We start from the raw sequence: 25340 nt of genomic DNA on the forward strand, positions 1-25340 counted from the left end.
AACGTAGGAGCGAGCGCAGCTCGCGATGCGCCGCGCAGGCGGCGCTCGATCGCCCAGCCGCCACATCACCCAAGCCCTACACCTGGCGGCCCTCATGCTGCTACCCCAGCAACCATTGCTGCCGCACTGCTGCCACAGCAGCACCCCTACTCCCGTCCACGCCTCAAACCCCCGCCCCACAGGCCATGCAACGCGCATGGCACAGCCGTTGCACCACCTCCCACACTCGCATACCCTCTCCCTTCAGGAGCCCCCATGACCACCGAATTCTTCTGGCGCCTGCCCTTGGGCACCGACGGGCCACAGCTGTCCACCGACCGCCATAACCGCGGCAACCCCGCGCACCGCCCCGGCAACATCGCCCCCGGCCGCCTGCCCAATGGACAGGCCGACGGCTTCACCTACATCGACTACATCGCCCAGGTGGCCAAGGCCGCCGAGCTGGCCGGGTTCGAAGGCGCGTTGCTGCCCACCGGCCCTGAGCCGTGGATCGCGGCCGCCGCGCTGGCCCGAGAAACCCGTCGGATACGCTTCCTCATCGCCTTCCAGGCCACCTGGACCCTGCCCGCCTACGCCGCCCAGCAGGCCGCTATCCTGCAGAACCTCAGCAGTGGCCGGCTGGACTGGAACATCATCACCGGCGGCAACCCGGCCAGCCAACGGGCCAATGGCGACTTCCTGGAGCATGACCTGCGCTACAAGCGCACCGGCGAATTCCTCGACGTGATCCAGGGCCTGTGGACCCAGGACAAGTTCAACTACGCAGGCGATATCTACCGCCTGGAAAACGGCAGCCTGCCACCGGGCCTGCAACACGAACGCAAACCGGGCGTGTACTTCTCCGGCTTTTCCGATGCCGCGCTGGACGTGGCCGCGCGCCATGCCGATGTGTACCTGAACTGGGCCGAGCCCATCGACAAGCTCAAGCCGCATATCGAACGGGTACGCGAGCTGGCCGACAAGCAAGGCCGCACCCTGCGCTTTGGCCTGCGTGTCGACCTATTCGCCCGGGAGACCGAAGAACAAGCCTGGCGCGAGCTGCGCCAGCAGTTCGAGCGCCTGGAGGGCAAGGCCAGCGCCGGCGCCAAGGGCTTCGTGACGGGTTCGGACTCTGTGGGTGGTGCACGCCAGGCGGCCTATCACCAAGGCCTGCAGGGCTTTGACGAACTTATCCTGGCACGCAACCTGTGGGCCGGCTTCGCCAAGGCCAAGCCCGGCCCCACCGTAGGCCTGGTGGGTAGCCATCAACACATCGCAGAGCGCCTGGCTGAGTACCGAGATGCCGGTTTCAGCACCTTCATCCTCGCCGCCAACCCGCACCTGGAAGAAGCCTTGCGTATCGGCCAGGAGGTGTTGCCGCTTGTGCAGCAGGCAGCCACCACCCCTGAGCAGGCCAGAGCCTGAAACCCATCGGAGCTGAACATGAGCCAACCCCTCGATACCCTGTGGTACACACGCTGCCCGGTGCCCACCGGCCTGGGCATTGCCGTGCAGCAAGGCTGGCTGCAGGAAGACCTGGCCGGGCTCGGTACCCAGGTGCAGTCCGTGCGTGAGGCCGACCAGCAGGCGGTGCGTGAATCGCACTTCGATCATAGCCTGCTCAATTCCGTACGCCACGGCGGCAGCATCCCGGCCATCTGGGCCCGTGCCCAAGGCCGCGACACCCGCGTCATCGGCCTCTCCTGGGCCGATGAGGTGCAGTTGATCCTGACCCGGCCAGACAGCGGCATCCGCACCGTAAAAGACCTCAAGGGCCGCCGCTTCGGCCTGCCCGACTGGCCTGCGGCACAAATCGACTTCACCCGTGCCCAAGCCCTGCGCGGGCTGGAAAACGCCCTTAAGCTTACAGGGTTGCAAGTGGGTGACGTGGAGGTGGTCAATTACCGCTACAACGGCACTTTCAGCGACCGCCCGGTGCGCAACGTAGCCGGTACGCCGGTGTCCAGCACCCGTAGCAAAGGCCGCAACCTGGAGCTGACCGGCCTTCTGCGCGGCGAGGTCGATGCGGTCTTTCTCAAGGGTGCCAGCGCCGTGCAACTGGCCCACGCCTTTGCCCTGCACACGGTGATCGACACCGGCAGCCACCCCGATCCGCTGATCCGCAGCAACAACGGCACACCACGTACCCTGGCGGTGGACAGCCACCTGCTGGTGCAGCACCCGCAGGTGGTGAGTACCCTGCTCGGTTCGGTACTGCGCGCCGAACGCTGGGCACACCAGCACCCTGACGAAACCCGTCGCTACCTGGCGCGAGAAACCAACAGCAGCGAGTACTGGGTGCAAGTGGCTTACGGCAGCGACGCCCACCTGCGCCTGAGCACGCGGCTGGAAGATGAGGCCATTGATGCCCTGCAGGACTTCGTCGAGTTTCTCCAGCGCTGGCGCTTCATCCCGGCGCGCTTCGAAGTACACGACTGGGTCACTCGGCAACCACTGGAACAGCTGCTGCCCCCCCTCCCCATGGACAGGAAAACCGTTACCCCATGACCAAGCCCCTGGAAACGCTCTGGTACACCCACAGCCCCGTGCCCACCGGCCTCGGCATCGCCGTGCAGTCGGGGCGCCTGGCCGAGGCTTTCACGCCGTTCGGCACCAACATCCAGTCGCTGCGTGAATCCAGCGAACGCGAGGTGCGCGAAGCTCACTACGACCATCACCTGCAGAACTCGGTGCGCCACGGCGGCAACATCCCGGCGATCTGGGCATACGCCAGCGGCGTCGAGACCCGTGTGCTGGGGCTGTCGTGGAGCGATGAAGTGCAGTTGATCCTCACCACTGAAGAGAGTGGCGTACGCAGCATTCGCGACCTGAAGAACCGCCGCTTCGGCATACCCAAGTGGGCTAACGTACAGATCGACTTCACCCGTGCCCAAGCCCTGCGGGGGCTGGAAAACGCCCTCAAGCTCGAAGGCCTGGCGGTTGGCGATGTAGAGCTGGTCGACTACCCCTATGGCGGCACTTACAGCGACGATGCCAAGCGGCACCTGTACGGCGCCGAAGTAAGCCTGGGCACCAGCCGCGTCAGCCGCCGCAACAACGAGCTGATTGGCCTGCTGCGCGGCGATATTGACGCCATCTTTCTCAAGGGTGCGCATGCGGTGCATCTGGCCCATGAGTTCGGCCTGCGTGTGGTGGTCGACACCGGCAGCCACCCTGACCCGCTGATCCGTAGCAACAACGGTACCCCGCGCACGTTGACCGTGGACCGGCACCTGCTGGAAAACCATTTCGATGCCAGCCGTACGCTGGTCGACACGGTGCTGCGCACCGAGCAATGGGCCTGGGCCAACCCTGTCGAGACCCGGCGTTTTCTGGCGCGGGAGTTGAACACCAGCGAGTACTGGGTGGCGGCGGCCTATGGCGATGATGCACACCGGCGCTTGCGTACTGCCCTGGACAGCCGCTCGATCGAGGCGCTGCAGGACTTTACCGAGTTTCTCTTCAGGTGGGGGTTCATACCACGGCGTTTCGACGTAAAGGCGTGGATTGATTTTCGCGTACTGGAAAGTGTAATCGGTTCGACCTCTCGGTTGGCCGTATGAGTTTTTGGGGCTGCAGCGCAGCCCCAGGCACTCTAGGGCCGCGCTGCTGCCCCAGCAGCACCCGCCCAGCAGTCCACTGTTGTCCAGTAGGCAAGGCCTTTCCAGAAATCTGAAAAAGACCTTTGTAAACAGATAGTTAACAAGCTGGCACAGTCCCTGCTCTAGCTCTCCCCAACAACGCTTTACATACGGGGAGATCCACCATGCACCAGCTCAACCCTCTTGCCCGCCAGATCAGCCTCGCGCTGCTGTTGGGCGGCACCGGCAGCCAGGCCTTCGCCGCGACCGAAGAGATCCAAACCGAACCGGCCCTGGAAACGGTCACGGTCACGGCCCAGCACCGCGAGCAGACCTTGCAGGAAGTCCCGGTAGCCGTATCGGCCATCAAAGGCACCAGCATCACCGCCGATGGCGTGCGCTCGATGGGCGACATCACCACCTTTGTGCCCAACGCCTCGGCAAAGAACCCCGACGGCGACGGCCGTCCGCGCTGGTACATCCGCGGCCTGGGCACAGGCGACACCGGCGCGGCAACGGTCTTTCCGGTCGGCATCTACGCCGATGACGTCTACCTCAACGCCCCCGTTGCCGGCGGCGGGCCATTGTTCGACCTGGAGCGCATCGAAATCCTGCGAGGGCCGCAGGGCACCCTCTATGGCAAGAACACCACGGCCGGCGCAGTGAACGTGATCTCGAAAAAGCCCTCCTTCGACACCGACGGGTATGGCACCGTCGGCTTTGGCAGCAAGAACGAGCGCATCGTCACCGGTGCCATCGGCGGCGCGCTGGTGGACGAAAAACTGGCCGGGCGCGTGGCGCTGTACTCCGAGGAGCGTGATGGTTTCCAGAACAACGACTTCGACGGCAACACTTATGGCGATGTGAACAAGAAAGCCATCCGCCTGCAGTTCCTGGCGCAGCTCAACCCCGACCTTGACGCGCTGCTCAAGGTACACAGCCGCCAGTTCAAGGGCGACGGCAGCAATGGCTCGCTACCTGTGGGCCGCTATTACAACGTCGGCTACCAACGCCCGCATGGGCGCGACATTTCGCTGAACGTCAACGAAGACTACCGGCTGGACCACGACGGCGCCTCGCTGACGTTCAATTACTACCTGGGTGACTACACGCTGACGTCGATCAGTGCCTACGACTACATCCGCAACCGCTCCACCAGTGACGCTGACTACACCCCCTACGAGGTCAACGGTGCATCGATCACCGACAACAGCTACCGCCAATGGTCGCAGGAGCTACGCCTGGCGTCGCCGGAAGACCGCCCGCTGCACTGGTTGCTGGGTGCGCACTATTTCCACGAAGACCTCGACAGCTCGGCGCAGCGGGTGGTAACCCCCGGCCCTACGCCCAACGGCACCGGCTCGAATCAGGTGGGCACCACGGCATTGCGCGACATGGGCTTCGACCACCGCACCGACAGCTACGCGCTGTTCGGCAACCTGACCTACGACTTCACCGACGATTTCAGCGTCACCGGCGGCCTGCGCTGGACACAAGAGAAAAAGGACATCGACCTGGACCTGCTGCAGCTGACTCGCGCCAGCGCCAACGGCCCGCTGATCCCTTTGGGCGGCGCGGGCACCAACGGCAACCGCCAGGAAAACAAGACCTGGGAAGCCTGGACCTACGACCTCACGCCCGAGTACCGCATCAGTGACAATCTGCGGGTGTTCTTTCGCTACGCCCACGGGTTCCGCTCGGGCGGCTTCAACACCGGGCTTTCCACCAGCCTGGCGCAGTTGACCACGGTCGACCCGGAAGAACTGGACGCCTACGAGCTAGGGCTGAAGTCGGAATGGTTCGACCGCCGCCTGACCGTCAACGCCAACTTCTTCTACTACGACTACTCCGACATCCAGGTCAATTTGCTGACGGTGAACAACGGCGTGCTCACTACCGCGCTGACCAATGGCGCCAAGGGCAAGGTCAAGGGCGCAGAGCTGGAGGTCGAAGGCCAGCCGACCGAGCGCCTGCACCTGCGCGCAGCGGTGTCATTCCTCGACACCGAATACACCGATTTCAAGAACACCAACCCCAACACCGGTGCGGTAACCGGCGACTATAGCGGTAACAGCTTCGTGCGTTCACCGCGCAACGTGGTGTCGCTGGGTGCCGATTACACCATCCCGCTGGAAGTGGGGGGCAAACTGGTGGCCGGTGGGGACGTTAGCTTCCGTGACAAGGAGTACTTCCTGGCCGACCGCCAGAGCAGCGCCGACCAAACCCTCAGCCAGCCCCACTACACCTTGGCCAACGCCCGTCTGAGCTGGTTTAGCCACGATGACAAGCTGAGCGTGACCGGTTTCGTCAACAACCTTACCGACCGTCGCTACCAGGTACACGGCCGGCCCAACGGCACCGCTGGGCAGTACGTGATCACCTACGGCGACCCACGCACCGTCGGGGTCAGCGTTACCAGCCGATTCTGATTTGAAAACCACTGTGGCCGCAGCGCGGCCCACAGCCCCACGCTGTTTGGAAGGACTACGCCATGCCCCATCACACCCTCTTGGCCAGCGCCATTGCCCTGGCCATTACCGGCCTCGCCGCGCCCGGTTTCGCCGCCGAACCCAACGACCGTCTCGATACCGTGGTCGTGGTCGGCACCCACCGCAGCGACATCACTGCCCTGCAAAGCGCCGCGCCCGTCGATGTGCTGAGCGGTGAAAAACTCCAGGAAACCGGCGCCAGCGACCTGTCCACAGCGCTCACTGCGCTGTCGCCCTCGTTCAGCTTCCCGCAGTCGCCCCAAGGCGCCTTTGCCGGCTCCATCGCACAGGGCGCCTCGCTGCGCGGCCTGGCGTCGGATCAGGTGCTGGTGCTGGTCAACGGCAAGCGCCGCCACACCAGCGCCAATGTCACCCGCCAGGGCTTGGTCAATGCCCGTGGCGCGGCTGCCGTGGACCTTAGCCTGATCCCGCTGTCGGCTATCGAACGCGTGGAAATCCTGCGTGACGGCGCGGCCGCCCAGTACGGCTCCGACGCTATCGCCGGGGTGATCAACATCGTGCTGAAGGAGCGCGACGAAGGCGGTAACGCCGGCTACCGCTTCGGCGGTTACAAGAAAGGTGACGGCCTGCAACGCAAACTGGGCGGCTGGAAAGGCTTCGCTTTGCCCAACGATGGCTTCCTGACCCTAGCCTTCGACGCCGGCAGCCAGGACCCGGCCAGCGACACCCGCGACGACAACCGCATCTTCTACCCCGGCTCCACCAGCGTCGGCACCGCGCGCGAGCAAAATAATCGCTACCGCAACTGGCGTTGGGGGTCGGGCAATGTCTCTGACCAATACAACTTCACCGCCAATGCCGAGATGGGTCTGGGCGAGGGCCTCAGCGCCTACGGTTTTGCTACTTATGCGCACAAGAATACCGATGCCGAGAACTTCTTCGACCCGCCTACCACGTTGCGCAACAACTACGGCAGCGTGGCCTTGGCGCGCTACCCTGACGGCCGCCTGCCGATCACCCGCTACGGCCTGGAAGACGTTGCCGTCACCGGGGGGCTGCGCTTTGAAAGCCAACCCCTGGGCAACTTCGACCTCGCGCTGAACTACGGTGCCAACCGGGTCGACTCCACCGACCACGATGCGATCAACCCGAGCTGGGGATCCGCTAGCCCGTCAACCATCTACACCGGCCGCCGCGAAGCCGACCAGACCAACCTGACCCTGGACTGGACACGCGACTTCGCCGACGGCTGGCTGTTCAAACCATTGACCGTTTCTGCCGGGTTGGCCTGGCGCCAGGAAAACTACGACCTGAACGAGGGCGATGCTGCCGGGTGGTCCAACGGGCCATTGTTCAACACGCGTGACCCCTTAACCGGGCGGCGCATTCCTGGCTATTACTCAGGCATCACCCAGGTCGACGCAGTATCGCTGGACCGCCGCGTAATCGGCGCGTATCTGGATGTGGAAGCGCAAGTGACCGAGCAATTCCAAGCCGGCGTGGCGGTGCGCAGCGAGCACTATTCGGACTTCGGCGACACCACCAATGGCAAGCTGTCGATGCGTTACGACTTCACCCCTCAGATCGCTGCCCGCGCCAGCGCCAGCACAGGCTACCGGGCGCCGTCGCTTGTGCAGAGCGGGTTGTCATCGTTCAGCGTGCAGGTGGTGGAACAGCCGCCAGGCAGCGGTAACTGGGTCGAGGTACAACAGCGCACCCTGCGTGCCGATAGTGCGGAAGCTGCGTTGCTCGGCGGCAAGGCACTGAAGCCGGAAGAGTCGACCAACTTCTCTGTTGGCCTGGTCTGGCAGCCACTGGCCAATGCCTCGGTGACCATCGATGCCTACCGGATTGATATCGACAACCGCATCACCCTGTCCGATCAGTTGCCTGCGTCCGTGGTGGGCCCGATTTTCGCCGGCACGCCCTACGCCAGCATCCAAAGTGCGGCGTTCTACACCAACATCGCCGACACCCGCACCGATGGCGTCGAACTGGCCGGCCATTACCAACTCGATGTGGGCCGTTGGGGGCGTGTGGACTTCAATAGTGGTTATGCACGCAACAATACCCGCATCACCGGGCTGGACAACGTGGGCAACATCCCCGGCAACCAGATCATCGGCCGCAATACCCAGGGGCTGATTGAAGACGGCACCCCCAAAGACAAGCTCACCCTCAGTGCCAACTGGCTGTATGACGGCTGGAGCGTCACCGTTGCCCAGCGTCGTTATGGCGAATGGAAAAACCGCAATGCCGCCAACCCCGCGCTCGATCAGACCTTTAGCCCGCAGTGGGTGACTGACCTGGATGTTTCGTACCGCTTCAACCTTGGCCTGACAGTGTCGGCGGGCGCGATCAACCTTTTCGACAGCCATCCTGACAAGCTAGAGGGGGCCCAGCTTTATGGGGTACCCAAATACTCCATTACCAGCCCGGAGGGCGCACAGGGGGCGTTTTACTACACCAGCGTGAGTTACGACTTCTAAGCTGAAACCGGGTTGGCTTCTTCGCGGGTGAACCCGCTCCCACAGGGCAGTGCTGATCATCGAACCTGCGTAGTACCTATGGGAGCGGGTTCACCCGCGAAGATGCCAGCACCGATATTGCTGACTTACTGCTGCTCTGGAAGCACCTGACTGCTGCCCCAGCATCACCCTTCTCCCTCCAGCCTGCCAAACTGGGGCCCGCGCCGCCTGGCACAGCTCTTGCGATACAGCTCTACCTTCTGCTTTCCCAAGGCCAGCCATGCGCGTGCTCTCTCGTCTTTCCTGGTTCATGTCACCCCTGGCCCTGCTTACTGTCTGGGCCGTGGTGGCCAATGCCGGGCTGTTCCCGGCCAACCTGCTGATCCCGCCGTTTGAAGTGTGGCACAGCCTCACCGACCTGCTGGCCACCGGCGAGTTGCAAGAGCACCTGGCCGGCAGCCTGTCACGGCTGGCGCTGGGTTTCACTGGCGGCGCACTGGCCGGCCTAGGCTTTGGCGCGGCGCTGGCCTTGTCGAAAACCGTTGAGGCCTACTGCGCCCCGCTGTTCCACACCCTGCGCCAGGTGCCCAGCATCGCGCTGATCCCGATGTTCGTGCTGCTGTTTGGCGTGGACGAAACCTTCAAGGTGGTCATCGTCGCCAAGACTGCGTTTTTCCCGGTGGCATTGGCCACCTGCGAAGGTATCCGCGCAATCCCGCGAAGCCATTTCGAAGTGGCTGCGGTGTACCGCCTGCGCTGGCCCACGCTGGTGGGCCGGATTGCCCTGCCCGCTGCAGTCCCGGCCATTGTCACCGGCATACGCGTGGCCCTGACCCGCGCCTGGGTGGTGCTGGTAGCTTGCGAGCTGCTGGCAGCCGACAGCGGCCTGGGCCAGATGATCGAAATGGGCCGGCAGATGCTGCGCATCGATGTCGTTATGGTCGGCGTGGTGCTGACCGGGCTGATCGGCTTCAGCCTGGACTTCACCCTGCGACGCGTGGAACGCCACTTGTCAGCCTGGCAATGCCGTTGAGGAGGCCGTGATGAAACGACCTGATTTGCGAGGCTTGGTGCTGCCGCTGGTGTTGATCGGTGCCTGGGAGTATGCCTCTCGCCAAGGGGCGGCCGGTGCCTATGCGTTCGTGCCCCTGGCGCAGGTGGGCACAGCACTGGCCGAACTGCTGGGCAGCGGCGAATTGCTGGTCAACCTGTGGGCCAGCCTGTTACGCACCTGCAGCGGGCTTGCCATCGGCATCGTCGGCGGGGTCGGGCTGGGGGCGTTGATGGCCCTGTCCACCCCCGCCAATCGCCTGATCGCCCCGCTGTTCCACGCCCTGCGTCAAGTGCCGATGCTGGGCTGGATCCCGCTGATCGCCTTGTGGCTGGGTAATGGTGAAGGCGCCAAGTTGCTGATTGTCAGCCTGGCAGCGTTGTACCCGATGGTGCTCAACACCTTTGAAAGCCTGCGCCAGGTCCGCGGCCAGCACCGCGAAGCAGCACGCGTGTTGATGCTCACCCGCTGGCAGCAGCTTTGGCTGATCCTGCTGCCCGCCGCACTGCCAGGCATTGCCGCAGGAGTGCTGCAAGCCTTGGCCTTCGCCTGGGTAACCTCGGTAGGCAGCGAGCTGTTCCTGTCTGCCGGGGCCGGCCTCGGCAGCCTGATGATGAACGCCGAAGCTGCTGCGCGCATGGAGATCATCATGGTCTGCGTGCTGTGCATCGGCCTGAGTGGCTACCTGATGTCCTGGCTATGCACCCTGCTAACCCGCCGCCTGCTGCGCTGGCGCACCCACCATTGAAAGGCCCGTCCATGAACGCCATCGCCCACGCTGTACCCACCACCGCCAGCACTGGCGCCCTGACCATCCGTGGCCTGAACAAGACGTACCAGCTCAAGGGCAAGCCGGTGCAGGTGCTCCAAGGCATCGACCTAGATATCCGCCCTGGCGCATTCGTCAGCATCCTCGGTGCTAGCGGCTGCGGCAAGTCCACCCTGCTTCGGCTGATTGTCGGGCTAGACCAGGACTACCAGGGGCAGATTCTACTGGACCGAAACCTCGTGCGCGGGCCAGGCCTGGAGCGCGGCATCGTGTTCCAGGACCATCGCCTGTTCCCATGGATGACTCTACAGCAGAACATTGCCCTGGCATTGAAAAACCATCAATTGCCAGCAGCCAACAAGGACCGGTTGGTGTCCGAGCACATCGAACTGGTAGGCCTGAGTGGTTATGAGCAGGCCTACCCGCACCAGTTGTCTGGGGGCATGGCCCAGCGCGCGGCGATTGCCCGGGCGCTGGTGAACAAGCCCAAGGTGCTGCTGCTGGATGAACCGCTCGGCGCACTGGATGCCCTGACCCGGGTACGCTTGCAGCAGGAGCTGCAACGCATCTGGGTGCAGGAGCGTTGCACGGTGATCATGGTGACCCATGACATCGAGGAAGCACTGTACCTGGGTGACCGGGTAGTGGTGATGGATGCGCAGCCAGGCAGAATCAAGGAAGACATAAGCATCGATCTACCTCATCCCCGCAAGCGGGACAGTGAGCTTCTGCACGATCTCAAACAGCGGCTGTTGCGACAGTTGGCAGACGCTTGAGGAGGAACCGACGGGCGCGCTGGGAACAGCGCGCTGGCCGAGCCTACGCCGACATCACCGCCCCGTGATCAACAGTTGAACACCACCGAACGTTTGACCCGTTCATCTACAGCCAATGAAAACACATCTGGCCGCGCATAGTGCCCAACCACATCGAAGTCATACCGAGCCCGGGTCAATTCCTCGATATCAACCTGCGCTGTCAACAACCCCTCCTCTCCGCGCAACGGCCCGGCAAGCACGTCGCCCAGTGGTCCCACAATCACACTGTTGCCCTGGATCAGTGGCCGGTCCTCGTCCCAATGCGGCACCTGCACCCCCAGTTCCTTGGGCGAAGGCTGCACCTGGCAGGCGCTGACCACAAACATCCGGCCCTCGTGAGCAATGTGGCGCATTGACGCCTGCCATACATCCCGCTCGTCCACCGTAGGGGCGCACCAGACCTGCACGCCCTTGGCGTACATCGCAGTGCGCAGCAGCGGCATGTGGTTCTCCCAACAGATCGCCGCGCCCACCTTGCCGAATGGCGCCTCAAGCACAGGCAAGGTCGAGCCATCCCCCTGGCCCCAGATCAGGCGCTCGGTCCCGGTTGGCATCAGTTTGCGGTGCTTAGCGACCAGCCCTTGCTCCGGTGAGAAAAACAATGCCGTGCAGTACAGGGTATTACCGCCCCGCTCGATCACACCCACAACCAGGTGAGCACCGGTGCGTTCGGCAAGCCCGGCCAGCTCGTCGGTTTCCACGCCCGGCACATCGATGGCGTTCTCGTAATAACGCTGGAAGCTTTCCCGCCCCTCTGGCAGCCGATAGCCCAGGTAAGTGCCAAAGGTTTCACCTTTCGGGTAGCCGCCAAGCACGGCCTCTGGCATGACCACCAGGTTGGCGCCCGCCCCTTTGATCTGTGATTCGTAGGCCAGGATGGCCTCGAGTGTGCTGGTTTTGCCTTCAGGCCGGGAGCCAATTTGCAGTGCAGCAACGGTAGTGGTGGCCATGGTCGTCATCTCGCGTGTTATGGCTGGAATATGGGTATAGTCCGCCCAGGCCACCTATCAATCAATCCGCAGGAATGACTAACTGATATGAGCAGTAATGATATCTTGGGCATGGATCTCAACTTGCTGAAAGTGTTCGAAGCCCTGTACGAAGAAGGCGGTGCAAGCCGCGCCGCTATCCGCCTGGGTATCACGCAGCCGGCCGTCAGTGCTGCGTTGACGCGCTTGCGTGTGGTGTACGCAGACCACCTGTTCGAGCGGACCGGCCGGGGCCTGCGCCCCACGGCCAAGAGCGAAGAGCTGCGGCCGGTGATCGCCAGCGCCCTGGAAAAGTGCCGTCAGAGCCTATTGCTCGCCAGCCCCGATCGCGACGGGTTCACGGGGCGCACCTTGACGCTCGGGCTCTCCGATGACCACGAACTGGCCATCGGCAGGCTACTGGTCGACCTGACCAAGGGCAGCGCGCCGGGGCTCAGGATCATCTTCAAACAGACCCACAGCATGGTGGCAGGCGATGCCTTGATGGGCAGGCATATCGACCTGGCATTGACCGCAGGTACCAACGGTTCGCGGGCGCTGGGCCGCAAGGTGCTGGGCACAGGCGGTTACAGTTGCCTGATCGCCCGGCAAGCCGATCAGCGACCGGTGGAGCTGACACTGGACGGGTTTCTCGAGCGCAACCACCTGCTAGTGTCGTCGGGTGGGTACGTAGGCGTGGTCGATGAAGCCCTGGCAGCGCTGGGCAGGTCACGCACGGTCGAGGCCTCCACCACCCACTTCGCCGCACTGCCCAGCCTGCTGGCGGGTACCCATTGCGTGGCCACGCTTCCAAGCCATGCAGCTCATGCCTTGGCGAAGACCAGTGCGGTGGTCTGCTGCCCCTGCCCCATCGACTTGCCCAGGTACTCGGTCGAACTGGCTTGGCGGGTGGACAGCGCGCGTGACCCGGTGGTGCAGAAGGTCAGCGGTTTGATTGGCGAGGTTCTGCAGGCTATCAGGGCGCACGACCTGATGCTCGGTCATGACTGAGTGCGGCGTGATTTGACCGGCTCGGTTTGATTGGGCCCAACCGCAATCCAACATACAATGCCGCCCTCTATCCGTTCACCGCTTTGCAACAGGGAAGGTTCTGACATGAGTGTCTTCAATCATCGTGACGGCGCGTGCCTCGATATCGACGACGCCCGTATCTATTTCGAACAGCTGGGTGCGCAAGACGCCCCTGCACTGATTCTGCTGCACGGCGGCCTCGGCCACATCGAAACCTTCAATACCATCACCCCATACCTTGCCGAACACTGGCGCCTGATCGGTATCGACAGCCGGGGCCAAGGCAAATCCACGTTGGGCACTGCCGGCCTTACCTACCAGCGCTTGCAGCAGGATGTAGAGCGCGTTATTGAGCATCTGGGGCTTACATCGGTCAGCGTCATTGGGCACAGCGATGGCGGCATCGTCGGCCTGCGCATTGCTGCCTCCAAGCAGGTTCAAGTGGACAAGCTGGTTACCCTGGGTGCCCACTGGGCGTTGAAGCAGGATGACCCCACGCGTGGGTTGTATGCAGGCATCACCGCTGCGAAGTGGCGAGGGCTGTTTGCAGAAGAAGTCGAACAGTACGAATCATTGAATCCGGAACCTGACTTTGCCCATTTGATGGATGCAGTCAAAGCACTTTGGCTCGATACCAGCGAGGCGGGGTACCCAGGCGCCAGCGTCAGTGCCATCACCGCCCCTTTGTTGGTGGTGCGCGGTGACGAAGATCGGCTGGTGTCCCGCATCAATGCGTTGGAACTTGCAGACCAAGTGCCTGGAGCGCGGCTGCTCAACCTCGCCTTTGCCGATCACTCCCCCCATGAAAGCCGGCCTCAATGGCTGATGCCGATGGTGGATGCGTTTCTCAACCCACGGTGATGAAACTATTGCGCCTTGATCCCACTCAATCGGCCAATACAGCGGCAGTTCTGTCGTCTCTCAATCGTTGATCACGAAACAAGGGCACCCCCATGATCGCTCGCTGGCGTTGGGCACTGGCACAAACCACAAAACGGCTGTGGTTTCGCGCCACCCTGTTTTCCTTCATCGGTGTGCTCACCGCCTTGCTGGCGATAGCCTTCCGCGACTTCGTACCGCCCTCGCTGCCGGCCAAGGTTGGTGCGGATTCGGTGGACAAGATCCTCGGCATCATCGCCTCCAGCATGCTGGCAGTGACCACGTTCTCCCTCAGCACCATGGTGTCGGCCTATGGCGCCGCCAGCAGCGGCGTGACCCCGCGGGCCACCAGCCTGGTGATGGAGGACTCCACAACCCAGAATGCGTTGGCCACGTTCATCGGCTCGTTCCTGTTCAGCCTGGTGGGCATCATTGCCTTGAGCACTGGTGCCTATGGCGCGCAGGGCCGGGTGGTGCTGTTTGCGGTCACCCTCGTGATGGTGATTCTGATCGTGTACACGCTGCTGCGCTGGATCGATCACCTGTCCAAGCTCGGCCGCGTCGGTGAAACCATCGACCGTGTGGAGGTCGCCACCATCACGGCGCTGGAAAACCGGGCGCGCTGGCCGTTTCTGGGCGGCGAAGCCTACCCCCGCGACTTTGCCCTGCCCGCCCATGCCAGCACCCTCGTGAGTACTGGCACCGGCTACGTCCAGCACGTGGATGTGAATGCCCTGGCGCTTGCGGCCAAACAGCATGGTGTGGCCATTTACCTGGAAGTGCTGCCAGGCAGTTTCCTGCACCTGGGTGCTGTGGTTGCGCACATCGTGGGCAAAGGGAGCCAGGAGGTCAGCGCTGAGTTACAAACTGCGGTACTGGCCGCGCTCACCATCGGCTTGCGCCGCACTTATGAGCAAGACCCACGCTTCGGGCTGTCGGTGCTGGCAGAGATCGCATCGCGCGCGTTGTCACCCGCCACCAACGACTCAGGCACCGTGATAGACGTGATAGGCCGGGGGGTACGCTGTTTCACCCAGTGGGCTCAACAGGCGCCCGAGCAGGAAGCCAAACACCCATGCAGGGATGTATACGTGCGTGCGCTGAGTGTGGATGACATGTTCGATGACTTTTTCACGCTGATCGCGCGCGACGGAGCGGGCCTGCTTGAAATCGATATCCGCTTTATCAAGGCACTCGCCAGCTTGGCGGCTATTGACGCAGACAAGTTTGGGCAGGCCTGCGCCATGCATGCCGCCCTGCTGGTCAAGCGCGCTGAACGCGCGCTACCGCTGGAGGAAGACAAAGCGCGGCTGCAGGCGCTGGTTTTGTCGTCGGCGCCATTGCCCGGCAGTAGACCGAGCTAATTGGCAAAGGCGTGTCAGCATGCCTGGCTACGTATTCGGTGCCATCTGCACAACCGCGCACCGGCCATTGGCCCTGACCTTCTCGACGATGTGCGCCCGGTTCACGAATACATTGATTTCGCAGCTGCCTGAATGCCGCACGTCTTCCCAGTATTCCTGGTGTACCAGTTGCCCGTTCATTGGCCCGGTGTACGTGCCTGCCGCCTCGCGGGTGATGTAGTCGGTGTCTCGCACGTATCTGAGCACCACCAGGTCCTGGTCCGGCGCAATCATGATCACCCGCGGCACGCCGAAATGGTCGATCAATTCGCCAACAGGCCGGCCTTTCCAGGCACTGGTGGCCTCCAGTGAAGAACAGCCGCTGAGCAAGGCCGCGCCTAGGCACAGCATGAACAATCGGTGCATTAGGTTATTTCTCCCTGAAAGCCGGCTTACTTGGCAGGCATCTGTGCAAAGGCTTCGTCTATCTGCTTGATCAGCTCGACCTTGAGCGATTCACGGTTGAGGATCTCGAACAGTTGAGGGCCCGCCTTGGTCATTTGCGATGCAGACATCACACCCAGGCGCTCCATTTTCTTCGCTGGGCGTTCGCCTGGCTTACAAACAAAATCGCGGCTTTGCGCCACCCAAGGCTCAGGTTTGGTTTGCCACTGGGCATTGAACTTGGCCTTGCGAAATTGATTGGACACACTGCTGAAGTCCTGCGCGCCCATCACGCGTGCACGATTCTTCTTGCAGTCGATTTCAACGTCATAGGCCGTGAAGTTAGGTTTGCCGGGCTCTTCGTAAAGCCGGTACACCCCCAACGACTGTGCACCACCCGGGCGGGCAAAGATATTCTTTGGGTCGCCATCGGCGAGGAACACCTGTTGCTTGCCCAGACCGCCCTGATAGTGGACCACCCAGTAGTCGCCCATCAGCACATCACTTGCCTGGGCCGAGAGGGCGTTGCACAGCAGTGCTAGCGGCAGCAATCGCCATGTTGGAGAGCGCATCATGAGCCATTCCTTTGCCATTAGTGAAAAACTGCAAGCGTTGCACGGTCGTTGGTTGGCAAAGGGCTATCTAGTACATGCGCACTAGGCGGGTGCACTGAGGGCCTGCCTGCTACCGCAAAAATAAACAAACCCAAGACGTTCCTTTCACTTAATTTTCACCCCCTCTGCGCGATCCTGAAGCTATCCCTACGTGTGATAGACCTTGCCCGCCTAGCAGCGGGCTTTCTTTTGCCCGCGATTTGACCTGCCTGCCCTTCCCGATCCCTTCTGATGACGTGCCTGCGCTTGCAAACGGCCATTCGCGCCGTTACATAAAATCTAAGCAGTAATGATTCGCAATCGCTATCATGCAGTTCTCCGCCGCCAGGCTGGATCCCGCCATCCCCTTTTCCTCAAGCAGGTCGACTCATGTACGTCCCCAACTTCCCGCGCAAATGCGCGTTGCGCGCTGTCTGGCTGCCCCTTGGGCTTGTTGCGAGCGTTGCATCCCCCATGGCCTTGGCACAGCAGAGCCTGGAAATCCCCGTACCCACTACGCAACCGGCCAGCGCCAAGGGGGCACAGGGGGCGGTACTGGAGCTGGACGAGACAGCGGTATCGGCCAGTGCAGACGCATCCAGGGACGGCCTTGTGCCTGAGTACGAGGGTGGCCAGGTGGCCCGCGGTGGGCGGGTGGGTATTCTGGGCAACAAGGACTACATGGAGACGCCGTTCACCTCCACCTCCTACACCAACCAGCTGATCCAGGACCAGCAGGCCCACAGCGTCGCGGATATCCTGCAAAACGACCCTTCTGTGCGCATCGCCAGGGGGTTCGGCAACTTCCAGGAGCTGTACATGATGCGCGGCTTCCCGCTGTACTCCGATGACATCGCCTACAACGGGCTGTACGGGCTGCTGCCTCGGCAATACGTGGCCTCGGAATTCATCGAGCGGGTTGAAGTGTTCCGTGGTGCCAGCGCGTTCCTAAACGGCGCAGCCCCGGGCGGCACGGGCATTGGCGGGGCTATCAATATTCTGCCCAAACGCGCACCAAATACCCCGCTCACCCGGCTGACCGTGGGCGCGGAAAACCGCGGGTTCGGCACGGTGGCCGCCGACGTGGCCCGGCGCTTCGGTGAAGAGGACCGCTTTGGCGTACGCGTGAACGTGGCCAAACGCGGCGGTGAAACGGCGGTGCAGGACCAGGACCGCTCGCTGGACATGTTCGCCCTGGGCCTGGATTACCAGGGTGAGCGCTTGCGCCTGTCGGCGGACCTTGGCAACCAGTACCACTTCATCGACAACCCGCTGCCCAGCGTCACCCCCACAGGCCGGGTGCCCAGCCCACCGGATGCCGACAAGAACTACGGGCAACCCTGGACCTATTCCAAAGAAAAACAGACGTTCGGGACCTTCCGCGCCGAGTACGACCTGTCCGACGCGCTCACCACCTGGGCGGCGGTGGGCATGCGCAAGGGCGAAGAGAAAAACGTGCTGGCCAACCCGTCGTCCGATGCAAACGGCGTGACACGCTCCACGCGCTTTGACAATTACCGGGAAGAAACCGTAACCACCGGTGAGGTGGGCATGCGTTACAGCCTGCAGACCGGCCCCGTGTCGCATCAGTGGGTGGTATCCGGCGCAATGTACGACACCAAGGACCGCAATGCCTGGGCTGGCAACTTTACCGGGTTTGCCAATGACCTGTACGACCCCTTCACCGTGGCCAAGCCAGGCAACACCAGTTTCAGCGGCTCGATGTCCGACCCACACATCACCTCGCGCACCCACACCCAGAGCCTTGCCATCGCCGACACACTCGGCTTTTTCGATGACCAGTTACTCGTTACCCTCGGCGCACGCCGCCAGGGCCTGGACGTGACCGGTTACGACTACAACTCCGGTGACAAAACGTCCCAGTACAACCGCTACGAGACCACCCCTGTAGCCGGTGTGGTGTATCAGCTCAATGAGCAGTTCTCCGTGTACGCCAACTACATCGAAGGCCTGACCAAGGGCGACACGGCGGGTGCCACCACTACCCTGCCCGACGGCTCGAAGGCTCCCGTCCTCAACGCCGGCGCCTCCCTGGCACCCTATGTGGCCAAACAGACTGAGCTCGGCGTGAAATACGACGGCGGCGGTTTGGGCGGTAGCCTGGCCGTGTTCGAGACCCGCAAGCCGGTGGGTATTGTCGAGAACCAGGTATTCAAGGACGGTGGCGAACAGCGCAACCGCGGTATCGAGCTCTCGCTGTTCGGCGAACCAACCCCTGGGGTGCGGTTGCTGGGGGGTGTGACGCTGCTGGACGCTGAACTGACCAAGACCCAGAACGGCCAGAATGATGGCAACGAACCCATTGGCGTGCCCAGAACCCAGGCTAACGTGGGTGGTGAATGGGACGTACCTGGCGTGAATGGGCTGACCTTGACCAGCCGGGTGATTTATACCAGCCGCCAGTACGTGAACAACGCCAACAGCCTGGAAATCCCGTCCTGGACCCGTCTGGACCTGGGTGCGCGTTACGGTTTCAAGGTGGACGACAAGGACGTGACCCTGCGTGCACGCCTGGATAACGTTGCCGGGCGTGATTATTGGGCGTCGGCCGGTGGCTACCCGGGTTCCAACTACCTGGTACTGGGTGCGCCACGCACCTTGTCCCTGAGCGCGTCAGTCGACTTCTGAGCAAAAACAATCAGGTGGCAGGCAGTAAATATAGGCGCATAAGAATATGAATATTGATTCTATTTAGGAATAAATAATTTCCTTATTCTGGTCGTCCCAAGCGCCGGCATGTTTAGTGCCGGCGCCTTCCTTACCGTCGACCGCGCCATGAACTTCAAACAGCTCAGCCATTTTGTCGCCCTCATCGAACACCGCAGTTTCGTGCGGGCGTCCGAAGCCTGCAACATCACCCAGCCAGCTTTCAGCCGTAGCATTCGCGGCCTTGAAGAGGCGCTGGGTTGCCAATTGGTCGATCGCCACTCCGGCCGCAACTTTCAGCCTACGGTACAGGGCGAGCGGGTGCTTGAGCATGCCCGCAGCGTGCTGGAGGGCATGTCGCGCCTCACCCGCGAACTGCACGACGGGGCTGGGCTGGAGGCCGCCGAAATCCGTGTGGGCTGCGCACCGTTTGCCAGCGAACTGCTTGTGCCACCCGCTATTTCGCGTTTCTTGGGCGATTACCCGCGCATGCAGGTACGCCTTGAGGTGGCGCACTGGCAAGGACTGGTGCGTGGGCTGAAGCGTGACACGCTGGATTTTCTCATCACGGCCTCGGAACCCTTCACGCTGGATGAGCAGTACGAAGTAACCCCATTGCACCCCCAACGCATGGCACTGGTTTGCAGGGCGGGCCACCCACTGTTGCAACAGCCTGGCCGACTGACAGCCGCGCGGTTGTTCAGCTTCCCGGTCGCGCTACCAGCCGGTGCACGCCCGGTGTTCGGCCACATGGCCCGGGTACTGGGGGTTCAGCCCCCAGCGGTAGCCTTGGAAAGCGATACTGCCAACGGGCTGCTGCGGGTGGTGGCAAGCAGCGATCTGATCGGGCTCACGCACGTGGCCGGCTTTGAAGCGGAAATGGCCGCGCTCGGCGTTCAACCCCTGGATCAACTGGAAGAGGGGTTGCGCCCGTTTGCCCGCTATGCAGTCATCCAGCGGCGCGAGCAGCGGCTGAGCCCGGCTTGCGAGCGGCTGCTGGAATACATCAAAGAGGCTGACGCCAGGTCTGCTGCATTCGGCCCTGCGTTGAAACTGGCGAACTGAGAGTGCCGACCTTGGAATGAGAGTGAATATCATCTATATTGATACTTTATATCATTTCAAGGACCTTACTCATGAAGCCTGGCATCCACCCCAACTACCGCCCTGTGCTGTTCCATGACGTCTCTGCGAATGCCTTCTGGCTGGTCGGTTCAACCATCGATACCGACAAGACGCACACCCACAGCGACGGCGTGACCTACCCGTACGTGACACTCGACATCTCCAGTGCCTCCCACCCCGTCTATACCGGGCAGGAACGCAAGGCCAAGACCGAAGGCCGCGTTGCTGGCTTCAACAAGCGCTTCGCGGCGTTCACCGGCAAATAACCGCGCCCTGCCCTGGCCACTGCCCTCAGGCACGCCAGGGCCGTTCAATCGTCACGCAGGTGGCGCTCCTTTCTCTCCTGCCGTTCCTTGGCTTCGATGCTAAGTGTGGCCGTGGGCCGCAACAGCATGCGGCGCAGCCCGATAGGCTCGCCGGTGTCCTTGCACCAGCCGTACTCCCCGCGTGCAATGCGCTCAAGCGATTCGTCGATCTTGTCCAGCAGCTTTTTCTCCCGCTCCAGCAGGCGCAGCTGCCACTGCCGTTGCTCCTCCACAGTGCCCAGGTCGGAAGGGTCGCTGCTGGGCTCGTAGTCACGCATCTGTTCGAACTCGTGGTCGATGCGCTGTTGCAAATCGGTACGCTGGGCGAGCAGCAGGTCGCGGAAAAACGCCAGTTGGGCGGCGTCCATGTAGGCCTCGGCAGGCATGCCCAGCAGTTCTTGTTCCGTCATGGTGTTATCTCTTGATTCTGCGTGTAGTGAGGTCAGCGACGCGAGGCAGCGAAGGCCAATGGCAGGCCCTGACAGCTGCCGTGCAGGCGCTGCTCATGCCAGGCCAGTTGGCCGGACACCAGGGTGGTGGTAACCCGGTGGCGCAGGCTGTGGTGTTCGAACGGCGTCCATTGGCAGTGGGCAAGGACAGGGTCGAGGCGAACCGGGCGTGGCACGGCCAGCCGTTCGACCAGTGCAAGGTCCGCCCAGTAGCCTTCGCGCAGGTAGCCGCGATGCTGGATGCCGAACAGGTCGGCCACCGCGTGGCTGGTCTTGCGCACCAACTGTGTGAGGGGTAACAGGCCTTCCTCCACCAGCTCGAACAGGGCCGGCAAGGCGTGCTGCACCAGGGGCAACCCGGAGGGTGCCGACGCATAGGGGCGTTGCTTCTCAGCCCAGGTGTGGGGTGCGTGGTCGGTACCTATCACATCGATGCGGTCGTCGAGCAATGCCCGGCGCAAGGCATCCCTGTCTTCGCGGGCCTTGATGGCCGGGTTGCACTTGATCAGGTGGCCCAAGGCGGCGTAGTCGCTGTCATCGAACAGCAGGTGGTGCGCGCAGACCTCGGCGGTGATCAGCTTGTTGCGCACCGGGCCAGGCTCGAACAGCGCCAGCTCCCGTACGGTAGTCAGGTGCAGCACATGCAGCCGTGTGCCGTGGGTGTTGGCAAGCTCCACAGCCAGGCTGGACGAGCGCCAGCACGCCTGGGCGTCGCGTATCAGCGGGTGCATCGCGGACGGCACATGGTCGCCGAAGCGCTCGCGGTAACGCGCCTCGTTCGCCAGAATCGAGGGCGTGTGCTCGCAATGCGCCAGCAGCACTGTAGGCACCTGCGCGAAGAGCCGCTCAAGCACCTTGGGGTCATCCACCAGCATGTTGCCCGTGGATGCCCCCATGAATACCTTCACGCCTGCCACCTGGCGTGGGTCCAGCGCAGCCACGGTGTCGAGGTTGTCGTTGCTCACGCCAAAGTGGAAGCCGTAGTTGGCCATCGATGAGGCCGCCGCCCGGCGCTTCTTGTCCTCCAGTGCGGTGAGGGTGAGCGTGGGCGGGTTGGTGTTGGGCATGTCCATGAAGCTGGTGATACCGCCCGCCACGGCGGCTCGGGATTCGCTGGCGATGGTCGCCTTGTGGCTGGCACCCGGCTCACGAAAGTGCACCTGGTCATCGATCATACCGGGGATGAGCCAGCGCCCTTCGGCGTCGATTTCCACCTCGGCCGAGCCGTTGCTGATGCTGGAGGCGATCTTTTCAATTCGGCCATGAGCCACGAAGACATCAGCGTCGAACACTGCCCCTTCGTTGACCGCCCGGGCGTTACGGATAAGAACGCTGCTCATGGCACCGACACCGCCGGGTTGCCCTGCACCACCACCTCATCACCTTCGATGACGTTGTAGAAACAGCTGCGTCGACCGGTATGGCAAGCCCCCGCAACCTGGTCGACCAGCAGCAGCAAGGCGTCCCCGTCGCAATCCAGGCGCACCTCTTTTACGTGCTGGACGCTGCCAGAGGTCAGGCCTTTGCGCCAAAGGCCCTGACGCGAACGGGACCAGTAGCAGGTACGGCGGGTGTGCAAGGTCTCATGCAGGGCGGCGCGGTTCATCCACGCCAGCATCAGTACCTCGCCAGTGTCGTGTTGCACGGCGACGGCAGGCACCAGCCCCTGGTCGTTCCAGGGCATATGGCCGATGACATCGGCCAGGGGAAAGCGGCCGCCCGCTCGTGCGTGCTCGAGGGTAGTGAACATAGACTGGGACCTGAGTAAAATGCATGTGTTATAACATAACATATGTTTTTGTCTTTTCAGCCTCCCTTCCCTCGTGTCAGCCATAAAAAAGGTAAGCCTTCATGAGCCAGTACCCCCCATCACCTGCCACCCAGGCACCCTATGCCGACACAGAGATGGCCTGCCTGGCAGGCGCCAAGGCAGCCCTGTACAGGTGGGCCGAAACCGTGGCCACACGTGAAGTGGACAAGGTGCTGGCGCTGTATGCTGCCGACGCGATCCTGGTCCCTACCCTGTCCAACCTGGTACGCGACTGCGACGACAGCCGCCGTAATTACTTCGAGAACTTCCTGGCCAACGATGGCCTGGTGTGCGACATCCAGGTGTTCAAAAAACGTGTCAGCCGCAAGTTGGGCACCGTGGTGGTGGGTGGGCTTTACACGTTCGTCTACCGGGACGGTGGCGAGCAGCGCACCGTACCGGCGCGCTTTCTGTTCACCTTCGAACGCCTTGATGAACAATGGCTTATCACTGGGCATCATTCGTCGATCGAAGCGTGAGGGGTCACCATGAACAGCCCTTACCTACCCGGCCGGTACCCGGCTGTGCGCCTGCGCCGCACCCGTGCAGATGACTGGACACGGCGCGTGGTGGCCGAACACGCGCTGTCGGCAGACGGCCTCATCTGGCCCATATTCGTCATGGACGGGGTAGGCAAACGGGAGCCCATTGCGACCATGCCTGGGCAGTGGCGGGTGTCACTGGACCAGTTGGTCGACCATGCCGGGGCGGCGGTTGCGCTGGGCATACCGGCCATTGCGCTGTTTCCTTGCCTGGCAAGCGAACACAAGGATGCCGAGGGCACACAGGCGTTGAACCCCGACAACCTGATGTGCCGGGCAGCCAGGTTGCTCAAGGCCGCGTTCCCTGCCCTAGGCCTGATCGGCGATGTCGCGCTCGACCCCTATACCGACCATGGGCATGACGGTGTAATACGCGGTGGCACGGTGGCGAATGACCCCAGCGTGGAGCTGTTGGCAAAACAGGCGGTTGTGTTAGCCGAGGCTGGCTTCGATACCTTGGCCCCCTCCGACATGATGGATGGACGCATTGGCGTGCTCAGGGCTGCGCTGGACCATGCCGGCTTGCAGCACGTACGGCTTATCGCCTACGCAGCCAAATACGCCTCGGCCTTCTATGGCCCCTTCAGGCACGCGCTGGGCAGTGCACAGGCGCTGCGTGGCGACAAGCGTACCTACCAGATGGACCCGGCCAACAGTGACGAGGCGCTCAGAGAGGTGGCCCTGGACCTGCAGGAAGGTGCCGATATGGTGATGGTCAAGCCGGGCATGCCCTATCTCGACATCATCCACCGGGTAAACACCACCTTTGGCGTGCCCACATTGGCGTACCAGGTCAGCGGCGAGTATTCCATGATCAAAGGCGCCATCGACAATGGCTGGCTGGACCCGGAACGCGCGGTGCTGGAAGCCCTGCTGGCCTTCAAGCGTGCTGGCTGCAGCGCAATATTGAGCTATTTCGCGGTAGACGCCGCCCGGCTGCTGGCCCGCGACCGACTTTCACTGCCAAAGACAAAGTCTTAATGCTTCAAGGCTATTTTTCTCTTTCAGCGACAGGAATACCCTGACTCTCTTTCCTATCTGCTCAAGGCCAGCCCCATGAAATCTGTCGTTTACTCGCAACCCGGTCTACCGATCGAGCATGCGCAATCGCTGTATGACGCAGACCTGCCCATCCCAACGCCAGGCGCCCGTGACCTGTTGGTAGAAGTGAAAGCGATCGCGGTGAACCCGGTCGACACCAAGATCAGGGCCAGCCGTGGTGGCGACACGCCGCAGGTGCTGGGCTGGGACGCCGTTGGCGTGGTGCGCGAGGTGGGCGCTGATGCTTCATTGTTCAAGCCGGGCGATGAGGTGTTCTACGCCGGTGCCATTGATCGCGCGGGCTGCTACAGCGAGCTTCACGTGGTCGACGAGCGCATCGTTGGCGCCAAGCCGCACAGCCTGAACGTAGCGGAGGCCGCCGCCCTGCCCTTGACCGCCATCACCGCCTGGGAACTGCTGTTCGACCGCCTGCGCGTCGAAGAGCAAGGCGGCCAGGGCCAGCGCCTGCTGGTGATTGGCGCCGGCGGTGGCGTAGGTTCGATACTGGTGCAACTGGCCAGGCGCCTGACCCAACTTACCGTAATCGGCACGGCCTCACGCCCGCAAACCCGGCAATGGATCAAGGACCTTGGCGCACACCATGTGATCGACCACAGCGCGCCGGTGGCGCCGCAGTTGCGCGAACTGGGGTTGGAGCCCATCGACCACGTGATCAGCCTGACCCACACCGACACCTATCTGGAGCAGTTGGTAGAGGTACTGCGCCCTCAGGGTCAACTGGCCCTGATCGATGACCCGGCACAGCTGGATGTGATGCCGCTCAAGCGTAAGTCGTTGTCGCTGCACTGGGAATTGATGTTCACCCGTTCGCTATACCAGACCGACGACATGATCAAGCAGCACCAATTGCTGTGCCGTGTCGCGCAACTGGTCGATGACGGGGTGCTGAAGACCACCTTGGGCGAGCATTTTGGCAAGATCAATGCGGCCAACTTGAAACGCGCTCACGCGGTGATCGAAAGCGGCAAGGCGCGGGGCAAGATTGTGCTTGAGGGGTTCTAACCC

23 protein-coding genes are annotated in these 25340 nt (G+C 62.6%); 17 read left to right on the forward strand and 6 right to left on the reverse strand.

Features of this window, described 5'->3' with window-relative positions; genetic code table 11:
* The first annotated feature begins 255 nt into the window (after window positions 1-255).
* The 8 genes from IAE38_RS04070 (at window position 256) to IAE38_RS04105 (ending at window position 11074) form a co-directional block, all read left to right on the forward strand.
* Entirely contained in the window at window positions 256-1404 is a 1149-nt protein-coding gene (locus IAE38_RS04070) for an LLM class flavin-dependent oxidoreductase (protein ID WP_201216077.1), read from the forward strand.
* An 18-nt stretch (window positions 1405-1422) separates the two neighbouring features.
* Window positions 1423-2487, forward strand: a complete 1065-nt coding sequence (locus IAE38_RS04075; protein ID WP_201216079.1) for an ABC transporter substrate-binding protein — start codon at window positions 1423-1425, stop codon at window positions 2485-2487.
* A complete protein-coding gene (locus IAE38_RS04080) occupies window positions 2484-3542 on the forward strand; it encodes an ABC transporter substrate-binding protein (RefSeq protein ID WP_201161727.1) in 1059 nt (352 codons plus the stop codon). The genes IAE38_RS04075 and IAE38_RS04080 overlap by 4 nt, the downstream gene beginning before the upstream one ends.
* Window positions 3543-3745: 203 nt before the next feature.
* Window positions 3746-5989, forward strand: a complete 2244-nt coding sequence (locus tag IAE38_RS04085; RefSeq protein WP_201216081.1) for a TonB-dependent receptor — start codon at window positions 3746-3748, stop codon at window positions 5987-5989.
* A gap of 62 nt (window positions 5990-6051) precedes the next feature.
* Window positions 6052-8499 carry a TonB-dependent receptor plug domain-containing protein gene (locus IAE38_RS04090; protein ID WP_201216082.1) on the forward strand — a complete coding sequence of 816 codons (2448 nt, stop codon included), beginning with the start codon at window positions 6052-6054 and terminating at the stop codon, window positions 8497-8499.
* Between the two features lie 259 nt (window positions 8500-8758).
* A complete protein-coding gene (locus IAE38_RS04095) occupies window positions 8759-9511 on the forward strand; it encodes an ABC transporter permease (protein ID WP_201161724.1) in 753 nt (250 codons plus the stop codon).
* 10 nt (window positions 9512-9521) lie between these two features.
* Window positions 9522-10277, forward strand: coding sequence for an ABC transporter permease (locus IAE38_RS04100; RefSeq protein ID WP_201216084.1), 756 nt, complete (start codon window positions 9522-9524; stop codon window positions 10275-10277).
* Window positions 10278-10288: 11 nt separating this feature from the next.
* Window positions 10289-11074, forward strand: coding sequence for an ABC transporter ATP-binding protein (locus IAE38_RS04105; RefSeq protein WP_201216086.1), 786 nt, complete (start codon window positions 10289-10291; stop codon window positions 11072-11074).
* 68 nt (window positions 11075-11142) lie between these two features.
* Here the strand turns inward: IAE38_RS04105 and IAE38_RS04110 are convergent, their stop codons facing one another.
* The gene (locus tag IAE38_RS04110; protein WP_201216088.1) at window positions 11143-12066 is read right to left on the reverse strand and encodes a carbon-nitrogen hydrolase family protein; all 924 of its coding nucleotides are present in this window, start codon (window positions 12064-12066) and stop codon (window positions 11143-11145) included.
* 87 nt (window positions 12067-12153) lie between these two features.
* Between IAE38_RS04110 and IAE38_RS04115 the strand changes: the two genes are divergently transcribed.
* From IAE38_RS04115 to IAE38_RS04125, 3 genes are all read left to right on the forward strand, one after another.
* Window positions 12154-13095 carry a LysR family transcriptional regulator gene (locus IAE38_RS04115; RefSeq protein ID WP_201216090.1) on the forward strand — a complete coding sequence of 314 codons (942 nt, stop codon included), beginning with the start codon at window positions 12154-12156 and terminating at the stop codon, window positions 13093-13095.
* Between the two features lie 105 nt (window positions 13096-13200).
* Window positions 13201-13977, forward strand: coding sequence for an alpha/beta fold hydrolase (locus tag IAE38_RS04120; RefSeq protein ID WP_236403496.1), 777 nt, complete (start codon window positions 13201-13203; stop codon window positions 13975-13977).
* A gap of 92 nt (window positions 13978-14069) precedes the next feature.
* The gene (locus IAE38_RS04125; RefSeq protein WP_201161718.1) at window positions 14070-15359 is read left to right on the forward strand and encodes a DUF2254 domain-containing protein; all 1290 of its coding nucleotides are present in this window, start codon (window positions 14070-14072) and stop codon (window positions 15357-15359) included.
* Between the two features lie 27 nt (window positions 15360-15386).
* Here IAE38_RS04125 and IAE38_RS04130 read toward each other — a convergent pair whose 3' ends face one another.
* Window positions 15387-15764 carry a hypothetical protein gene (locus tag IAE38_RS04130; protein ID WP_201161717.1) on the reverse strand — a complete coding sequence of 126 codons (378 nt, stop codon included), beginning with the start codon at window positions 15762-15764 and terminating at the stop codon, window positions 15387-15389.
* Between the two features lie 26 nt (window positions 15765-15790).
* Entirely contained in the window at window positions 15791-16357 is a 567-nt protein-coding gene (locus IAE38_RS04135; protein WP_236403497.1) for a hypothetical protein, read from the reverse strand.
* A gap of 408 nt (window positions 16358-16765) precedes the next feature.
* On the opposite strand from IAE38_RS04135, the gene IAE38_RS04140 reads away from it, so the two are divergent.
* From IAE38_RS04140 to IAE38_RS04150, 3 genes are all read left to right on the forward strand, one after another.
* Window positions 16766-19024, forward strand: coding sequence for a TonB-dependent receptor (locus IAE38_RS04140; protein ID WP_201216096.1), 2259 nt, complete (start codon window positions 16766-16768; stop codon window positions 19022-19024).
* Window positions 19025-19132: 108 nt separating this feature from the next.
* On the forward strand, window positions 19133-20107 hold the full coding sequence (locus IAE38_RS04145) for a LysR family transcriptional regulator (RefSeq protein WP_201216098.1): 975 nt from the start codon (window positions 19133-19135) through the stop codon (window positions 20105-20107).
* 71 nt (window positions 20108-20178) lie between these two features.
* The gene (locus IAE38_RS04150) at window positions 20179-20433 is read left to right on the forward strand and encodes a type B 50S ribosomal protein L31 (protein WP_028633961.1); all 255 of its coding nucleotides are present in this window, start codon (window positions 20179-20181) and stop codon (window positions 20431-20433) included.
* Between the two features lie 44 nt (window positions 20434-20477).
* On the opposite strand, the gene dksA is transcribed toward IAE38_RS04150, so the two are convergent.
* The 3 genes from dksA to hisI are packed head-to-tail and all read right to left on the reverse strand — an operon-like array spanning window position 20478 to window position 22671.
* On the reverse strand, window positions 20478-20882 hold the full coding sequence (gene dksA, locus IAE38_RS04155) for an RNA polymerase-binding protein DksA (protein WP_028633960.1): 405 nt from the start codon (window positions 20880-20882) through the stop codon (window positions 20478-20480).
* A 32-nt stretch (window positions 20883-20914) separates the two neighbouring features.
* Complete coding sequence (locus tag IAE38_RS04160; protein ID WP_201216101.1) at window positions 20915-22261, reverse strand: dihydroorotase; 1347 nt, start codon at window positions 22259-22261, stop codon at window positions 20915-20917.
* Window positions 22258-22671: a phosphoribosyl-AMP cyclohydrolase gene (gene hisI / locus IAE38_RS04165; protein WP_236403498.1), complete on the reverse strand. Its 414-nt coding sequence runs from the start codon at window positions 22669-22671 to the stop codon at window positions 22258-22260. Before hisI ends, IAE38_RS04160 begins: the two co-directional genes overlap by 4 nt.
* Before the next feature lie 101 nt (window positions 22672-22772).
* Here hisI and IAE38_RS04170 point away from each other — a divergent pair, with 101 nt between their 5' ends.
* The 3 genes from IAE38_RS04170 to IAE38_RS04180 all read left to right on the forward strand — a co-directional run bounded on the left by IAE38_RS04170 (window position 22773) and on the right by IAE38_RS04180 (window position 25337).
* Window positions 22773-23210 carry a DUF4440 domain-containing protein gene (locus tag IAE38_RS04170; RefSeq protein ID WP_201216105.1) on the forward strand — a complete coding sequence of 146 codons (438 nt, stop codon included), beginning with the start codon at window positions 22773-22775 and terminating at the stop codon, window positions 23208-23210.
* A gap of 9 nt (window positions 23211-23219) precedes the next feature.
* A complete protein-coding gene (gene hemB / locus IAE38_RS04175) occupies window positions 23220-24254 on the forward strand; it encodes a porphobilinogen synthase (RefSeq protein ID WP_201216107.1) in 1035 nt (344 codons plus the stop codon).
* Window positions 24255-24329: 75 nt separating this feature from the next.
* Complete coding sequence (locus IAE38_RS04180; RefSeq protein ID WP_201216110.1) at window positions 24330-25337, forward strand: zinc-binding alcohol dehydrogenase family protein; 1008 nt, start codon at window positions 24330-24332, stop codon at window positions 25335-25337.
* The last annotated feature ends 3 nt before the right edge of the window (window positions 25338-25340 follow it).

Origin of the sequence: Pseudomonas sp. S32 (assembly GCF_016648095.1) — a bacterium.
Lineage (GTDB): Bacteria > Pseudomonadota > Gammaproteobacteria > Pseudomonadales > Pseudomonadaceae > Aquipseudomonas > Aquipseudomonas parafulva.

Coding starts and splice junctions, on each gene's coding strand:
- IAE38_RS04070 (WP_201216077.1), top strand. CDS start 256: ATGACCACCGAATTCTTCTGGCGCCTGCCCTTGGGCACCGACGGGCCA.
- IAE38_RS04075 (WP_201216079.1), top strand. CDS start 1,423: ATGAGCCAACCCCTCGATACCCTGTGGTACACACGCTGCCCGGTGCCC.
- IAE38_RS04080 (WP_201161727.1), top strand. CDS start 2,484: ATGACCAAGCCCCTGGAAACGCTCTGGTACACCCACAGCCCCGTGCCC.
- IAE38_RS04085 (WP_201216081.1), top strand. CDS start 3,746: ATGCACCAGCTCAACCCTCTTGCCCGCCAGATCAGCCTCGCGCTGCTG.
- IAE38_RS04090 (WP_201216082.1), top strand. CDS start 6,052: ATGCCCCATCACACCCTCTTGGCCAGCGCCATTGCCCTGGCCATTACC.
- IAE38_RS04095 (WP_201161724.1), top strand. CDS start 8,759: ATGCGCGTGCTCTCTCGTCTTTCCTGGTTCATGTCACCCCTGGCCCTG.
- IAE38_RS04100 (WP_201216084.1), top strand. CDS start 9,522: ATGAAACGACCTGATTTGCGAGGCTTGGTGCTGCCGCTGGTGTTGATC.
- IAE38_RS04105 (WP_201216086.1), top strand. CDS start 10,289: ATGAACGCCATCGCCCACGCTGTACCCACCACCGCCAGCACTGGCGCC.
- IAE38_RS04110 (WP_201216088.1), bottom strand. CDS start 12,066: ATGGCCACCACTACCGTTGCTGCACTGCAAATTGGCTCCCGGCCTGAA.
- IAE38_RS04115 (WP_201216090.1), top strand. CDS start 12,154: ATGAGCAGTAATGATATCTTGGGCATGGATCTCAACTTGCTGAAAGTG.
- IAE38_RS04120 (WP_236403496.1), top strand. CDS start 13,201: ATGAGTGTCTTCAATCATCGTGACGGCGCGTGCCTCGATATCGACGAC.
- IAE38_RS04125 (WP_201161718.1), top strand. CDS start 14,070: ATGATCGCTCGCTGGCGTTGGGCACTGGCACAAACCACAAAACGGCTG.
- IAE38_RS04130 (WP_201161717.1), bottom strand. CDS start 15,764: ATGCACCGATTGTTCATGCTGTGCCTAGGCGCGGCCTTGCTCAGCGGC.
- IAE38_RS04135 (WP_236403497.1), bottom strand. CDS start 16,357: ATGATGCGCTCTCCAACATGGCGATTGCTGCCGCTAGCACTGCTGTGC.
- IAE38_RS04140 (WP_201216096.1), top strand. CDS start 16,766: ATGTACGTCCCCAACTTCCCGCGCAAATGCGCGTTGCGCGCTGTCTGG.
- IAE38_RS04145 (WP_201216098.1), top strand. CDS start 19,133: ATGTTTAGTGCCGGCGCCTTCCTTACCGTCGACCGCGCCATGAACTTC.
- IAE38_RS04150 (WP_028633961.1), top strand. CDS start 20,179: ATGAAGCCTGGCATCCACCCCAACTACCGCCCTGTGCTGTTCCATGAC.
- dksA (WP_028633960.1), bottom strand. CDS start 20,882: ATGACGGAACAAGAACTGCTGGGCATGCCTGCCGAGGCCTACATGGAC.
- IAE38_RS04160 (WP_201216101.1), bottom strand. CDS start 22,261: ATGAGCAGCGTTCTTATCCGTAACGCCCGGGCGGTCAACGAAGGGGCA.
- hisI (WP_236403498.1), bottom strand. CDS start 22,671: ATGTTCACTACCCTCGAGCACGCACGAGCGGGCGGCCGCTTTCCCCTG.
- IAE38_RS04170 (WP_201216105.1), top strand. CDS start 22,773: ATGAGCCAGTACCCCCCATCACCTGCCACCCAGGCACCCTATGCCGAC.
- hemB (WP_201216107.1), top strand. CDS start 23,220: ATGAACAGCCCTTACCTACCCGGCCGGTACCCGGCTGTGCGCCTGCGC.
- IAE38_RS04180 (WP_201216110.1), top strand. CDS start 24,330: ATGAAATCTGTCGTTTACTCGCAACCCGGTCTACCGATCGAGCATGCG.